This is a genomic window from Streptomyces sp. NPDC021749 (assembly GCF_040640655.1).
Classification (GTDB): Bacteria; Actinomycetota; Actinomycetes; order Streptomycetales; family Streptomycetaceae; genus Streptomyces.
On sequence record NZ_JBFACE010000023.1, the window covers coordinates 67,625 to 82,412 of the forward strand.

Below are 14,788 nucleotides of genomic sequence, written 5' to 3' on the forward strand. Positions count from 1 at the left end.
CTAGCTCATTGTTACCTATACTCACAATGAACAAGGTCCTGGTACTCTCGGGACATGCCCTCCTCTGAGCCGACGGTCAGCAGCAACCTCGCCGAACAACTGGTGCGGCTGACCCGCCGGATGCACCGCGCACAGATGCGCCACATGGCGCATCTGGACCTCGCCGTCACCCCCGCCCAGTCCCGGGTGCTGCGGATCGTGGGCCACTACCGCGACACCCCGCCGCGGATGGCGGACCTCGCCCAGCGGCTGGAGGTCGTCCCGCGGGCGGTGACGACCCTGGTGGACGCCCTGGAGGCGAACGGCGCGGTCCGCCGGGTGCCGGATCCGGCCAACCGGCGCGTGGTGCGGATCGAGCTGACCGACACCGGCCGGTCCACGCTGCGCGCGTTGCGCAGCGCCCGCCGGGCCGCCGCGGAGGAGATCCTGGCCCCGCTGACCGCCGATCAGCGCGAGGTGCTCGGCGGCCTGCTGTCCACCCTGGTCGACGGGCCGGGTGACCCGCACTGACCTGACGCCCCCTCATGACGAGGAGTGCCCGCCATGCCCTTGCTGGAACCGAAGCCCGGGGCCCTGCGGCCCATCACCGGCGGCCGCCCGGCGCCCGACCGGGTGCCCGGCCACCTGGCGTCCGGCACCCCCGAGCCGCTCCGCGGTGACCTCATCGCGCTGCTCGGCCCGGACAAGGTCCTGCACACCGTCTCCGACCTGGTGCGCTACGCCTCCGACGCCAGCCCGTACCGCTTCGTCCCGCAGGTCGTGGTGGTGGCCGAGGACGTCGACGACATCTCGGCGGTCTTCTCCTACGCCCACGGCAAGGGCCGGAACGTGGTCTTCCGGGCCGCCGGGACCTCCCTCAACGGCCAGGCGCAGGGCGAGGACATCCTCGTCGACGTGCGGCGGCACTGGACCGGGATCGAGGTGCTCGACGGCGGCGCCCGGGCCCGGATCCGGCCGGGCACGACCGTGCTGCGGGCCAACGCGGCCCTGGCCCGGTACGGGCGGCTGCTCGGCCCCGACCCGGCCAGCGCGATCGCCTGCACCCTGGGCGGGGTGGTCGCCAACAACGCCTCCGGCATGACGGCCGGCACCACCCGCAACTCCTACCGGACGCTGGCGTCGGCCACCGTCGTCCTGCCGTCCGGCACGATCGTGGACACCGCGGACCCGGACGCCGACGCGGAGCTGGCGCGGGCCGAACCGGCGCTGTGCGCGGGCCTGCTGGCGCTGAAGGCACAGATCGAGGGGGACACCGCGCTGGTGGCCCGGATCCGCGCCAAGTACGCGATCAAGAACACCAACGGCTACCGGCTCGACGCCTTCCTGGACGGGGCGACGCCGGTGGCGATCCTGCGCGGGCTGATGGTCGGCTCCGAGGGCACCCTGGGCTTCCTCGCCGAGACCGTCTTCGACACCCTGCCGCTGGACCGGCACACCGCCGGCGCGCTGCTGTTCTTCCGCACGCTCGGCGCCGCCGCCGCGGCCGTGGCGCACTTCACCGCGGCCGGCGCGCGGGCGGTGGAGCTGATGGACGGCAACACCCTGCGCGCGTCGGTGGCCGTGGCCGGGGTGCCGGCGGACTGGGCGGCGCTGCCCAAGGAGACCGCGGCGCTGCTGGTGGAGTTCCGGGCGCCCGACGAGGCCGCGCTGCGCGGCTACGAGGAGGCCGCGGCCCGGGTGCTGGCCGGGCTGGACCTCATCGCGCCGGTGGCCTCCGTCACCAACGCCTTCACCCGGGACCCGCACGTCCTCGGCGGCCACTGGAAGGCCCGCAAGGCGTTCGTCACCGCGGTGGGCGGCTCCCGGCCGGCCGGAACGACGCTGATCACCGAGGACTTCGCGGTACCGCCGGCCCGGCTGGCCGAGGCCTGCACGGCGCTGCTGGAGCTCCAGGCCCGGCACGGCTTCGACGCCGCGGTCGCCGGCCACGCCGCCCACGGCAACCTGCACTTCCTGCTCGCCTTCGACGCGGCCGAGCCGGACGACGTGGCGCGCTACGCCGCGTTCATGGCGGACTTCTGCCGGCTGACCGTCGAGCGCTTCGACGGCTCGCTCAAGGCCGAGCACGCCACCGGCCGCAACATCGCCCCCTTCCTGGAGCTCGAATGGGGGCCGCGGGCCACGGAGTTGATGTGGCGGATCAAGGAACTGATCGACCCGGCCGGCATCCTGGCCCCGCGCGTCCTGCTCGACCGCGATCCGCGGGCGCATCTGCGCGGACTGAAGACCATCCCACGCATCGAGGCGGTCGCCGACCCGTGCATCGAATGCGGCTTCTGCGAACCGACCTGCCCCAGCAAGGACCTCACCACCACGCCCCGGCAACGGATCGTGCTGCGCCGCGAGATGCTCCGCCAGCCGGCCGGATCACCGGTCACCGGCGCGCTGCTGGACTCCTACGGCTACGACGCGGTGGACACCTGCGCCGGCGACTCGACCTGCATGCTCGACTGCCCGGTGGGCATCGACACCGGCCGGCTGATGAAGGACTTCCGGCACCGGCGCCACTCCCCGCGCGAGGAGCGGCTCGCCGAACGGACCGCCCGGCGGTTCGCGGCGGTGGAGCGGGCGGCGCGGCTGGCGGTGGCGGCCGCGGACCGGATCGGCGACCGGCCGGCCGCCGCACTGACCCGCGCCGCCCGCCGGGCCGTCCGCCCCGACCTGGTGCCGGAGTGGCTGCCGCGGATCCCGGGTCCGGCGGCCCGGCGGCTGCCGGTGACCCGGCGGGCGGGCGCGACCGCGGTGTACTACCCGGCCTGTGTGAACCGGATCTTCGGGGAGCCCGAGGGGCACCGGGGGCCGTCGCTGCCCGAGGCGGTCGTGGCCCTGGCCCGGCGGGCAGGGCGGCCGGTGTGGGTCCCCCGGGACGTGCCCGGGACGTGCTGCGCCACGATCTGGCACTCCAAGGGCTATGAGCGCGGCACGGCGGTGATGGCCAACCGCATCGTCGAGGCGGCCTGGGGCTGGACCGCCGGCGGGCTGCTGCCCCTGGTGGTGGACGCGTCCTCGTGCACGCTGGGACTGGCCCGTGAGGTCGTGCCCTATCTGACGGCGGAAAACCACGCGCTGCACGCCGAACTGACCGTCGTCGACTCGGTCGTCTGGGCCGCGCAGGAACTGCTGCCGCGGCTCACCGTCCGGCGAACGGCCGGCTCGGCGGTGCTCCATCCCACCTGCGCCATGCGGCACTTGGGGGACGAGGCGCAGCTGCGGCGGGTCGCCGAGGCCTGTGCGCGGGAGGTGGTGGTGCCGGACGACGCGGGATGCTGCGCGTTCGCCGGGGACCGCGGGATGCTGCACCGGGAACTGACCGGGGCGGCGACCGCGAAGGAGGCGGCGGAGGTCACCGCGCGCCCCTTCGACCTGCATCTGTCGGCGAACCGGATGTGCGAGATCGGGATGGACCTGGCCACGGAGGGCCGAGGCTACTGCTCGGCCCTCCTGGCACTGGAGCGGGCGACCCGTCCCGACTGACCGGGTCAGCCGCCGACGTGCAGCGCCACCGCGCTCCTGGCGGGCACGGTGACCTGCGCCGTTCCGTCGTCGCCGACGGTGACCGTGTGCCCGTGGCAGGAGGAGGGCGCGGCGTGCACCACGTCGCAGTACGTCCCGGCGGGCAGCGAGGTCGCGAAGGTCCGGGTCAGCGCGGCGTCCCCGTTGTTGAGGGCGACGAAGCCCTTGCCGTTACGGGCGAAGGCGAGGGCGCTGGCGCCGTTGTCCCACCAGTTCGTCAGCTCGGCCGAGCCCACCGCGTTGCGGAAGCCGACCATGCCGGTGATCTCCCGCTTCGCGTGCTCGTCGGTCCAGCCGCCGGCCCCGCTGGGCGGTCCGGCGTCCTTGTCGGTCCATTCGTAGCCGGAGTAGACGTTGGGTGAGCCGTAGGGCGAGGCGAGCATGAAGACGTTGGCGAGGGTGTAGGCGGCGCCGTCCTTGTAGGTGAGGGTGGAGCCGTTGCGTTCGGTGTCCCAGTTGTCGACGAAGGTGCGGGCCTTGTCGCTGCCGAGCTTGCCGTCCGCGACGGACTTCAGTTGGGCGATGTTGCCGCTCTGGAAGGCGCTCTTGAGGTGGGTGCCGTAGCGGAATTCGTCGACGTCGCCGCTGCCGGTGTACTCGTCGGGCTGTACCGCCTCGCCGGCGCCGTGGATGACCTCCTGCACCCAGAAGCCGGGGTCCTTCATCTTGCCCTTGATGGCGGCCACGTCGGCGGCGGAGATGTGTTTGGCGGCGTCGATCCGGAAGCCGTCCACGCCCAGCGACCGCAGGTCGTCGAGGTATGCGGCGATGGTGGTGCGGACGTAGTCGCTGCCGGTGTCGAGGTCGGCGAGGCCGACCAGTTCGCAGTTCTGGACGTCGTCGCGGTTGGTGTAGTCGGAGATGCTCTTGCGGCAGCCGTGGAAGTCCTGGTCCTGGTAGAAGCCGGGGTAGTCGTACTTGGTGTACCGGGTGCCGCCGGTGCCGGTGCCGGATCCGGCGGCCATGTGGTTGACGACTGCGTCGGCGATGACCTTGACGCCGGCGGAGTGGCAGGCGCTGACCATCGAGGAGAAGGCGTCGCGGTCACCGAGCCGGCCGGCGATCTTGTAGCTGACGGGCTGGTACGAGGTCCACCACTGCCCGCCCTGGATGTGCTCCGAGGCCGGCGAGACCTCGACGTATCCGTAGCCGGCCGGGCCCAGTTGGCCGGTGCAGGCCTTGGCGACGTCCACGTACTTCCGCTCGAAGAGCGTGGCGGTGACGGTCTTCTGGCCGGGCGGGGTCGCCTGGGAGGACCACGGCGCGACGGTGGCCAGGCCGACCGCGGCCACTACTCCGGCGAGCGTCCCGCCCAGCACACGGGAACGTTGCTGCATGGTGCGGCTCCTTCGTCATGGGGCACGGCCGTGCCGTACCGCGCCCACGAGAGCAGCCACGCGCCAGGCCGCCATGGGGGGTTGTCCGATACCGGAGACTGCCGTTCATGTCGTTAACACGTCAAGGCTTTCTGCAAGACTTTTCAGTGAGTTGCGAAAGGTGCTGGCTGCGGCTTGTGCGGTAGTGCGGCACCATCCGGCCCTCTTGTGCCACCGGCCGCCGGCCGACAAGGTCCTGACCGAGGTTCACGTATGCCCCGGCGCACCACCGATCCCCTGGAGGACCGATGAACGAGGCACGATCGCAGAACCACGGCCACGACCACAGTCACGATCCCAGCCACGACGGGGCCGGCCCGAGCCGCCGTTCCGTCCTGTGGACCGCCGGTGCGGCGGGCGCGGGACTGGGGCTGGGCGGACTGACGGCCGCTCAGGCCGCGGCGGCCACACCGGTATCGGCCGGTGCCGCGACGGGCGCCGCCGCGGCACCGGAGGCCAAGGGCAGAACCATGATCGGGGTGCCGTTCGAGCGGCGCTCCACCGTGCGCGTCGGCATCATCGGCCTCGGCAACCGCGGCGGCAGCATGATCGACCTGTTCCTGGCGATGCCCGGCGCACAGGTGGTCGCCCTGTGCGACCCGGTGAAGGAGAAGACCGCCCGGGCCGCCAAGAAGGTCACCACCGCAGGACAGCCCGCACCCGCCGTCTACACCAACGGCGACCACGACTTCGAGCAGCTCTGCAAGCGCGGGGACATCGACTTCGTCTACGTCGCCACGCCCTGGGACCGGCACTTCGAGATGGCGAAGACGGCCATGCTGAACGGAAAACACGTCGGCGTCGAATGCCCGATCGCGCTCCGCCTGGACCACCTGTGGGAACTCGTCGACCTCTCCGAACGCACCCGCAGACACTGCATGCAGCTGGAGAACTGCTGTTACGGCAAGAACGAGATGCGGGTGCTGCGGATGGCACACGCCGGGCTGTTCGGGGAGCTGCTGCACGGCGCCGGGGCGTACATCCACGATCTGCGCGGCCTGATGTTCGACCCCAAGTACTACGAAGGCCCCTGGCGCCGGCTCTGGCACACCCGGCTGCGCGGCGACCTCTACCCCAACCACGGCTTCGGACCGGTCGCCAACTACATGGACCTCAACCGCGGCGACCGCGCCGTCCGCATCACCAGCATGGGGTCCCCGGCCCGCGGTCTCGCCGCGTACCGCAAGGAGCACATGCCGGCGGACGACCCCAGCTGGAAGGAGTCGTACATCGAGAGCGACCGGACGGTCAGCCTCGTGCAGACCGCCAAGGGACGGCTGATCCGGTTGGAGCACGACGTCTCCACCCCGCACCCGTACAGCAGGATCAACAGCCTCGGCGGCACCAAGGGCCTCTTCGAGGACTACCCTGAGCGGATCTACCTGGAGCCGGACCAGAACAACGACCAGTGGGGCGACTTCGGCACGTACGCGGAGTGGGACCACTGGCTCTGGAAGGAGCACGCGAACCCGCCCGGCGGCCACGGCGGCATGGACTACATGCTGGTGTTCCGGCTGATCCAGTGCATGCGGCTGGGCCTGGTACCGGACTTCGACGTCTACGACGCGGCGACCTGGACGGCACCGGTGCCGCTGAGCGACCGCTCCATCAAGGCGAACGGCGCGCCGCAGGAGATCCCGGACTTCACCCGCGGCCTGTGGAAGAAGGCCCGGGCGGGGATGGACTCGGAGAAGCCCGAGGGGTAGGGGGAGTCGGGGATGACGTGCGGACATAGCGGCGGCTGACGTGCGCTGTCGTGACTGACGTGCACTGACGTGCGCGGACGTGCGCTGACGTACGGCCTGGCGGAGCGGGTGTCCGCCGGGCCGTCCCGTCGCAGGGGGCCGTCTCAGGTGTTCCGTCTCAGGTGGTTGCGTCTCAAGCGTCGTGCGTGCGCTGGGCGGCTTCGGCGGGCTGCGCGGTTCCGAGGCGCTGCGCGGGGGCGGTTTCGGCGGGCTGGGTGGGCTGGGCGGGCTGCTCGCCGTTCAGGACCCGCTTGGCCGTCACCCGGTCCAGTGCGCCCTCCCAGCGGGAGACCGCGAACACCGCGACGCAGTTGCCGAGCAGATTCGTCGCCACCCGCATCGAGTCCATGATCCGGTCGACGCCGAGCAGCAGGGCGACCGCGGCGGCCGGGATGACGCCCAGCGCGGAGGCGGTCGCGGAGAGCGCGAGGAACGCCGAACCCGGCACGCCCGCCATGCCCTTGCTGGTCAGCATGAGCACCAGCACCACGGTGATCTGCTGCCCCGGCGACAGGTCGACGCCGATGGCCTGGGCGATGAAGAGGGTGCCGATGGAGAGGTAGATCGAGGCACCGTCGAGGTTGAACGAGTAGCCGGTGGGCAGCACCAGGCCCACCGCGTCGTCACGGCAGCCCGCGGCCCGCAGCTTCTGCATCATCCGCGGCATCACGGTCTCGCTGGATCCGGTGCCCAGCGCCAGCAGCAGTTCCTCGCGGGTGTAGCGGACGAACTTCCACAGGCTGAGCCCGGTCACGGCCTTCAGCGCCAGGCCGAGCAGGACGAGGAAGACCAGCGCGACGCCGTAGCAGACCGCGATCAGCTTGCCGTAGGTGGACATCGCGCCCAGGCCGTACTCACCGACGAGACGGGCGGTGGCACCGAGGACCGCGAGCGGGGCGAGCTTCATGATGTAGCCGACGACGGTGAACACCACCTCCTGGGCCTGGTCGATCAGCGGCAGCAGCTGCGGCACCTTCTGCCGGCCGAGGTGCAGCAACGCCGCGCCCACCAAGCAGGCCAGCACCAGGACCTGGAGCAGCGAGTTCTCGGCGAACGCGCCGACCGCGCTGTTGGGCAGCGATTCCAGGACGAACTGTGCGGCGGACGGCAGACGTCCGCCGCCCGTCTTGGCGTCCACCGCGCCCTTGTCCAGGGATGCCGGGTCGACGTGCATCCCGGCACCGGGGGCGAAGACGTTGCCGGCCACCAGGCCGACGACGAGCGCAATGCGGGTGGCCGCCTCGAACCAGATAGACGGCCTGCGCGGCGGACGAAGGTTCCGGTGGCGTGCGGCACGGGCACTCCTCCAAGGACGGATTTTGTGATGCGGAAGTGGACTTCCGCGGTCCGTCACTATGGCTGCTTGGTGTTCCCCACGAAAGAGTGCGCTGTAACTTCTGGGAAAATCTTGGAGCTTGGTCCAAGGCGGTACGCACGGCCCGTCCGCAATTGCGTAAGTGCGACGTCCGCAAGTGCGTGACTGCGACGGCCTAGTCCGCCTCTTCCGGCGGTGCCGCACTCGTCTCCGTAACGGCCGTACGCTGCCACGCCGTTGTGGGCCGCCGGCCCCGGCCGCTACGCAGTCATGGGGTGCGAGGCGCCGGCCTTCAGGCCGACAGATGTGCCGTGTCCCCCATGACCACCACGGGCTGCCGCGCCGGGTCGAGGGCGCGCAGCAGCGTCTGCATCGCGGCCTTCGAGACGCTGACGCAGGCGGAGGTGCCACTGCCGTGGTCCAGGTGCAGCCAGACCCCGCCGCCCTTGGACTGCCCCTGGGGACGGGTCGGATCCAGCGGCGAGGTGCCCTTCACCCGGTTGTAGTTGATCGCGATGACGTAATCGAAGTCATGGCGGGTGTTCTTGGACCAGTACGACGGAGGGGTGAAGGCGGTGGAGTGGGTGTAGGGCAGCTTGGCGCCCGGGTCGGCGAGCACCCCGCCCGCGTCGGTCAGCGTGAACACTCCGACGGGGCTGCGCTTGTCGTCCTCGTGGTGGTCCGTCGTCCAGCCGCGCCGGCCGTTGTGCGCGGGCCAGCTGCCCTTGCGGTCCCAGCCCTTGGGGCCCTTCTCGTAGAGGACGACGGTGGCGTCGGCGGAGTCCGCGGCCTTGCCGTAGACCGCCACGACCTGACCCGAGCCGGCGGGGATCCGGGACCGCAGGGCGGCGCCGATGCCGGGGATGTGCTTCAGATGGGTGGTGGCCGACGCGCCGCGGGCCGGACCGCCGGGGCGCTCCCCCTTGCCCTCGCCGTCGTCCTTGCCGTCGTGGCCGTTCCCGCCGCCACAGCCGGCCAGAAGGACCAGTCCCGCCGCGGCCACCGCCGCCCTCCGCATCACACCGCCCGCACGTCGCATGCGTCCATGGTCGCACTGCTGGGCTGACGTCCGTTCAGCGCCCACTCCATCGGCGTGCCTTCCCGGGACGATTGCCCTGAACGCGCGGTCGCAGCGGAAAAATCGATTGAAACCGACCCCCTACCCGGGCCAGTCTTCCAGGACCTTCGCCGGCAACGAAACGGGTACGAGGGGGCTTTCGCCTGCCGTAGCCGTCAAGGCACTGGGCGTGGGTCCGGTAAGGGGCCGGGCGCGGGGCCGGTGACGGGCTCGGTGACGGGCTACGGGTCTGGTATCGGGCTCAGTAACGGGTCCGGTGACGGACTACGGGTCCGGTGACGGGCTCGGTGACGTGTCCCGTGACGGACTACGGGTCCGGTAACGGGCTCGGTGACGGGTCCGGTGACGGCCCACCGCCCCTCCTCGACCGCTCCACCACGACTCCCGCGACCACCCCTCCACCACGACTCCCGCGCCACTCCCCCACCACCGTCCTCCGCGCCACTCCACCACGACTTCGCCTGGGGCATCATGCAGATCCGCGACCTTCCGCATCCCGACCCCGGCGTCCCCGACGTCCGTACGGGCGGCAGCTTCCTCCGCTGGCTCTACAGACAGCAGCTGGGCGGCCAGCTGAAGGCGCTCGCCTGGGGCCTGGTGCACTTCGGCGCCATCGCGTCCTTCCCGCTGCCGGTGGGCATGGCCGTACAGGCCGCGGTCGACCGCGACGGTGGGCGGCTGGCGCTGTCCGGCGGACTGATCCTGGTGCTCGGCGCGTTGATCGCGCTGGGCGGCACGATGCTGCACCGCGCCGCGGTCACCAACTGGATCACCACCGTCGCCCGGATGCAGCAGTTGCTCGCCCGCAAGACCACGGAACTGGGTTCGGCCATGACCCGGCGGGTGGCGGCCGGTGAGATCGTCGCGGTCAGCACCGGTGACCTGGAGAAGATCGGCTGGTTCGTCGAGGCGATCTCCCGGTTCGGTGCGGCCGCGGTCACCGCGGTGGCGGTCTCGGCCGCCCTGGTCGTCCGGGAACCGCACCTCGGCACGCTGGTTGCCCTCGGCGTGCCCGTCCTGGCGCTGGCCGTAATGCCGTTGCTGCCGCCGGCCGCCCGGCGGGCCGACGCCCAGCGCGAGAAGGCCGGCCGGGCCACCGAACTCGCCTCCGACACCGTCGCGGGGCTGCGGGTCCTGCGCGGCATCGGCGGCGAGGAACTCTTCCTCGGCCGCTACCGCGCCGCCTCCCAGGAGGTCCGACGGGCCGCCGTCCGCAGCGCCCGGATGTGGTCGCTGATCGCGGCCGTCCAGGTCGTGCTGCCGGGCCTGCTGCTGATCGCGGTGGTGTGGTACGGCGCCCGGCTCGCCCTCGACGGCACGGTCGCGGTCGGCGAACTCGTCATGATCTACAGCGCGGTGACGTTCCTGCTGGTGCCGCTCCGGCACTTCGAGGAGATCGCCCAGGCACTGTCCTTCGCCCGGCCGTCGGCCCGGCGCACCGCCCGCGTCCTGGCCCAGCACCGGCCGGCCGGCGGACGGGCGACCGACAGGCGGGCGGCCGACGGACGGGCGGCTGTGGACGACCAGGCGCCGCTCACCGGCGATCTGCACGATCCGGTCAGCGGCCTGACCGCGCCGGCCGGCCGCCTGACCGCGGTGGTCTGCGGCGACCCGGACACGGCGGGCCGGCTGGCCGAACGGCTTGGGGGCCATGCCCAGGTGGACGGGGTGGGTGAAGTGGAGCGGACGGCGCACGCGGCCCATGCGGCCCATGCGACCGGGGGCGCAGTTCAGGGCCCGCCCTCGGTCACGCTGGGCGGCACCCCGCTGGACGACCTGCCGCGGGACACCGCCCGCAAGGCCGTACTCGTCCAGGACAAGGACCCGATGCTGCTGTCCGGCACCCTCGGCGAGCTGCTCGACGTGCCGTCCACCGGGCGGCTGGCCGCCGATGACGCACTCGCCGCCGCCCAGTGCGGCGATGTGCTGACCGCGTTGTCACAGGCCTCCCTCGACGATTCCGGGGACCCGATGCGCACCCACATCACCGAGCGCGGCCGGTCACTGTCCGGCGGCCAGCGGCAGCGGCTGGCGCTGGCCAGGTCGCTGGTCACGGACCCGGAGGTGCTGGTGCTCGACGAACCGACCAGTGCCGTGGACGCACACACCGAGGCCCGGATCGCCGACGGCCTGCGGAAGACCAGGGCAGGCCGTACGACGGTGGTGCTCACCTCCAGCCCGCTGCTCCTGGACCGCGCCGACCAGGTCGCGTTTCTCCATGAGGGCAAGGTCGTCGCCGAGGCTCCCCACCGCGAACTGCTGCACAGCCACTCCGCCTACCGCGCCGTCGTCACCCGGGACCCGGAACCGGAATCCGCTCGGGCCCCGGAACCCGCATCCGCTCGGGACTCGAAACCCGCGTCCGTGCGGGACCAGGAACCCGCATCGGCTCGGGGCCCGGAACCCGAAGCAGCACGGGAGAAGGCGCGTGGAGTCGACCAGCACGAGGCCTCCGAACGAGTGCTGACGACCACTCAGCCCGACGAGACCGCACGATCGAGGGTTCAATTGGAGGAGACCGCATGATCGGCCTGGCGCCACCGGAGCACGATCCGGACGCCCCGCAGACGCTCACCACACTCCCCGTCGGCTCCCCGGCGACGGTACGGAGCTACGTCGCCGGGCTGATCCGCCGGCACGGCCGCGAGTTCACGGTGCTGGTCGCCGTCAACGCCGCCGCGGTGATCGCCTCGATGGCCGGTCCGTACCTGCTGGGCGGAGTCGTCGAACGACTCTCCGCGGGCGAGCGCGACCTCCAACTCACCCGCACCATCGCCCTGTTCACCCTCGCCCTGATCGTTCAGACGGTGTTCGTCCGCATGGTCCGGCTGCGCGGTGCCATGCTCGGCGAGCGGATGCTCGCGGATCTGCGCGAGGACTTCCTCGTACGGTCCGTGGCGCTGCCGCCGGGCGTCCTGGAGCGGGCCGGCACCGGCGATCTGCTGTCCCGGATCACCACGGACATCGACCGGCTGTCCAGCGCGATGCGCGAGGCCGTCCCGCAGCTGTCGATCGGTGTGGTGTGGGTGGCGCTGCTGCTGGGCGGGCTGACCGTGACCGCACCACCGCTCGCGCTGTCCGTGCTGGTCGCGCTGCCCCTGCTGGTCGTCGGCTGCCGCTGGTACTTCAAGCGGGCGCCGGCCGCCTACCGTTCGGAGGCCGCGGGGTACGCGGCGGTGTCCGCCGTCCTCACCGAATCGGTGGACGCCGGCCGCACGATCGAGGCGCACCGCCTGGGCGCCCGCCGCATCGCCCTCTCCGAGCGCCGGATCCGGGAATGGACCCAATGGGAGCGCTACACCCTCTTCCTGCGCTCGGTGCTCTTCCCGGTCGTCGATCTGACGCATGTGGTGCTGCTGGGCGCGGTGCTGCTGCTCGGCGGGGCGATGGTGATGGAGGGCTGGATCACCGCGGGTCAGCTGACGACCGGTGCGCTGCTCGCCCAGATGATGATCGATCCCGTGGGCATGATCCTGCGCTGGTACGACGAGTTGCAGGTGGCGCAAGTCTCCCTTGCCCGGCTCGTCGGCGTCCGGGAGATCGAGCCCGAGACGGCGGACGCGGATCGGTTGCCCGAGGGCCGCGATGTGCACGCCGACGAGGTGAGCTTCGGCTACCGCCCGGGCGTCGACGTTCTGCGCGAGGTCTCTCTGCGGATCCGGCCCGGCAGCCGGCTGGCCCTGGTCGGCCCGTCCGGTGCCGGCAAGTCGACCCTGGGCCGGCTGCTCGCGGGCATCTACGGGCCCCGTTCGGGCAGCGTGACGCTGGGCGGTGCGGAACTTTCCACGATGCCCGCCGAACGGGTCCGCGAGCAGGTGGCCCTGGTCAATCAGGAGCACCACGTCTTCGTCGGGACGCTACGGGACAATCTGCTGCTGGCCCGCACCGGCGCCGACGACGCCGAACTGTGGGCGGCGCTGGGTGCGGTGGACGCCGACGGCTGGGCCCGCTCCCTGGAGACAGGTCTGGACACCGAGGTCGGCTCGGGCGGCCACGCCCTGACCCCCGCCCAGGCCCAGCAGATCGCACTGGCCCGTCTCGTCCTGGCCGATCCGCACACGCTGGTCCTGGACGAGGCCACCTCACTCCTCGACCCGCGGGCCGCCCGCCACCTGGAGCGCTCGCTCGGCAAGGTGCTGGACGGCCGCACGGTGGTGGCCATCGCCCACCGGCTGCACACCGCGCACGACGCCGACGTGATCGCCGTCGTCGAAAACGGCCGGATCAGCGAACTCGGCACCCACCACGAACTGGTCACCGCAGACGGCCCGTACGCGGCCCTGTGGCGATCGTGGCACGGCTAACGGGCCGCCGCTGAGGCAGCCGGGCCGGGGGCGAGGTGAGGGCGGCAGGGACGGGCGGGTGGCGGGGACGGGCGGGCAGCGTCGCTGAAGGGCGCGGGTGGCGTCGCGGAGAGGCGGGGCCGGCGCTGGGCGGGCGGCAGGGCCGGGGGAGCGTCGTCTCCGAAGGGCGCCGGGGGGCGTCGCGGAGGGAGCGGGGCCGGGCAGGGCCGGGCGGGCGGGTGGCGCTGTGGGGCGCGGGTGGCGTCGCTGTGTGGGGGGTGGGGCGGGCGGGGCCGCCAGACCGCGCCCCGCTTCTCCCCCGTCGGCCCCGCCCCGCCCCCCACCCCCACCCCGCCACCTCTTCCCACTCAGATGTAGCCGAGCGCCCCCAAGCCGCCGAGGCCGCCCAGCAGCATGAACACCGGCATGAGCACCTTCAGTTCCACCCAGCTGCCGGCCTTGAACCGCATGGCCTTCGGCGGGCCGAGCGGGTACCAGCGCTTACGACCGATCGGGATCGGCCAGAGGATGGGGCAGCCGGACACGGTCAGTGCGTCGCCGATGTCATGAATCAGCGCGCCGAGCACGATCGGCAGGCCCAGCCACAGGTACTGCTGGCCGGGTTCGGTGAACAGCCAGTGTGCGCCGTTGCCCGGCTGGTCCAGGACACCGGCCAGGATCCAGGCCGAGGCGGCGCCGAGCAGCCACACCAGCACATCGCTGGAGACCCGGGCCGCCCGCCACAGCAGCCCCTCGATCGCGAGCACCATATGCACGAAGAGGATGCCGAGCACGGCCCAGCGCCCGCCCCGCATCGCCAGCAGCGCCATCCCGCCGCCGACCAGCACGGCCCATACCCAGGTGTGGGTCAGTGTGCGGTGTCCGCCGGAGCGGTTGGCGTCGCCGCGCATCTTGGTCGCCTTGTAGACGGCGTGCGAGATGTTGTCGACGACCTCGCACACCATCCGGGAGAGCGGCCCGAAGGCCCGCGAGATGGTAGCTGACTTGTGGTCGAGGTCCGGGGCGAGCGCCGCTCCGGCACAGATCAGGGCCCCGCAGACGAGCACCGGCCAGGGCATCGGATGTCCTGCGGCTGCGGCCGCCGCGCCCACCCCCAGCCAGGCCGCCGCCCCGGAGAGCGAGTGCGCCGGTCCCATCATGGTTGTTCCCCACCCCTTGTTGTCGTCTTGTTGTCGTTGTCCGTGCTCGGTGTTCCGGTGTCCGGCTCACGCCTCGTGCCCGGCACGTGCTTCGCGCCCGGCGCGCCTCACGCCCAGCCCGTGCTTACGCCCGACCCGTACGTCACGCCCAGCCGGTGCTTACGCCCGACCCGTACGTCACGCCCGGCCCGCTGTCTTCCGCCCGACCCGTACGTCACGCCCGGCACGGGCGCCTGGCACGGTTGTGCTTCCGGCCCGGTTGTGCGTCCGGCCCGGTACGTCCGTCGTGCCCGGTCGGTGTGGCGTGCTCGGCACGCT

At 72.2% G+C, this 14,788-nt stretch carries 8 protein-coding genes and 1 pseudogene; 5 read left to right on the forward strand and 4 right to left on the reverse strand.

Annotation, left to right across the window (positions count from 1 at the left end):
* The first annotated feature begins 54 nt into the window (after positions 1-54).
* Entirely contained in the window at positions 55-510 is a 456-nt protein-coding gene (locus AB0G35_RS22580; protein WP_360952218.1) for a MarR family transcriptional regulator, read from the forward strand.
* A gap of 33 nt (positions 511-543) precedes the next feature.
* The gene (locus AB0G35_RS22585) at positions 544-3,474 is read left to right on the forward strand and encodes an FAD-binding and (Fe-S)-binding domain-containing protein (protein ID WP_360952221.1); all 2,931 of its coding nucleotides are present in this window, start codon (positions 544-546) and stop codon (positions 3,472-3,474) included.
* A gap of 5 nt (positions 3,475-3,479) precedes the next feature.
* Here AB0G35_RS22585 and AB0G35_RS22590 read toward each other — a convergent pair whose 3' ends face one another.
* Entirely contained in the window at positions 3,480-4,850 is a 1,371-nt protein-coding gene (locus tag AB0G35_RS22590; RefSeq protein WP_360952224.1) for an alpha-amylase family protein, read from the reverse strand.
* 287 nt (positions 4,851-5,137) lie between these two features.
* On the opposite strand from AB0G35_RS22590, the gene AB0G35_RS22595 reads away from it, so the two are divergent.
* Positions 5,138-6,595, forward strand: a complete 1,458-nt coding sequence (locus tag AB0G35_RS22595; RefSeq protein WP_360952227.1) for a Gfo/Idh/MocA family oxidoreductase — start codon at positions 5,138-5,140, stop codon at positions 6,593-6,595.
* Between the two features lie 172 nt (positions 6,596-6,767).
* Here the strand turns inward: AB0G35_RS22595 and AB0G35_RS22600 are convergent.
* Together AB0G35_RS22600 and AB0G35_RS22605 are read right to left on the reverse strand one after the other, a co-directional pair.
* Positions 6,768-7,886, reverse strand: a pseudogene (locus tag AB0G35_RS22600) (cation:dicarboxylase symporter family transporter); the annotation flags it as partial.
* Positions 7,887-8,241: 355 nt separating this feature from the next.
* On the reverse strand, positions 8,242-8,988 hold the full coding sequence (locus tag AB0G35_RS22605; protein ID WP_360952230.1) for a hypothetical protein: 747 nt from the start codon (positions 8,986-8,988) through the stop codon (positions 8,242-8,244).
* Positions 8,989-9,498: 510 nt separating this feature from the next.
* Between AB0G35_RS22605 and AB0G35_RS22610 the strand changes: the two genes are divergently transcribed.
* On the forward strand, positions 9,499-11,553 hold the full coding sequence (locus AB0G35_RS22610) for an ABC transporter ATP-binding protein (RefSeq protein WP_360952233.1): 2,055 nt from the start codon (positions 9,499-9,501) through the stop codon (positions 11,551-11,553).
* Positions 11,550-13,331 (forward strand): ABC transporter ATP-binding protein, encoded by a 1,782-nt coding sequence (locus AB0G35_RS22615; protein WP_360952236.1) that lies wholly within the window; start codon positions 11,550-11,552, stop codon positions 13,329-13,331. Before AB0G35_RS22610 ends, AB0G35_RS22615 begins: the two co-directional genes overlap by 4 nt.
* Positions 13,332-13,678: 347 nt before the next feature.
* Here the strand turns inward: AB0G35_RS22615 and AB0G35_RS22620 are convergent, their stop codons facing one another.
* Positions 13,679-14,470, reverse strand: a complete 792-nt coding sequence (locus AB0G35_RS22620; RefSeq protein WP_360952239.1) for a metal-dependent hydrolase — start codon at positions 14,468-14,470, stop codon at positions 13,679-13,681.
* Positions 14,471-14,788: the final 318 nt, after the last annotated feature.

What these genes read in the sequence shown, in the direction of transcription:
- AB0G35_RS22580 (WP_360952218.1), top strand. Translation starts at nt 55, where the DNA reads ATGCCCTCCTCTGAGCCGACGGTCAGCAGCAACCTCGCCGAACAACTG.
- AB0G35_RS22585 (WP_360952221.1), top strand. Translation starts at nt 544, where the DNA reads ATGCCCTTGCTGGAACCGAAGCCCGGGGCCCTGCGGCCCATCACCGGC.
- AB0G35_RS22590 (WP_360952224.1), bottom strand. Translation starts at nt 4,850, where the DNA reads ATGCAGCAACGTTCCCGTGTGCTGGGCGGGACGCTCGCCGGAGTAGTG.
- AB0G35_RS22595 (WP_360952227.1), top strand. Translation starts at nt 5,138, where the DNA reads ATGAACGAGGCACGATCGCAGAACCACGGCCACGACCACAGTCACGAT.
- AB0G35_RS22605 (WP_360952230.1), bottom strand. Translation starts at nt 8,988, where the DNA reads ATGCGACGTGCGGGCGGTGTGATGCGGAGGGCGGCGGTGGCCGCGGCG.
- AB0G35_RS22610 (WP_360952233.1), top strand. Translation starts at nt 9,499, where the DNA reads ATGCAGATCCGCGACCTTCCGCATCCCGACCCCGGCGTCCCCGACGTC.
- AB0G35_RS22615 (WP_360952236.1), top strand. Translation starts at nt 11,550, where the DNA reads ATGATCGGCCTGGCGCCACCGGAGCACGATCCGGACGCCCCGCAGACG.
- AB0G35_RS22620 (WP_360952239.1), bottom strand. Translation starts at nt 14,470, where the DNA reads ATGATGGGACCGGCGCACTCGCTCTCCGGGGCGGCGGCCTGGCTGGGG.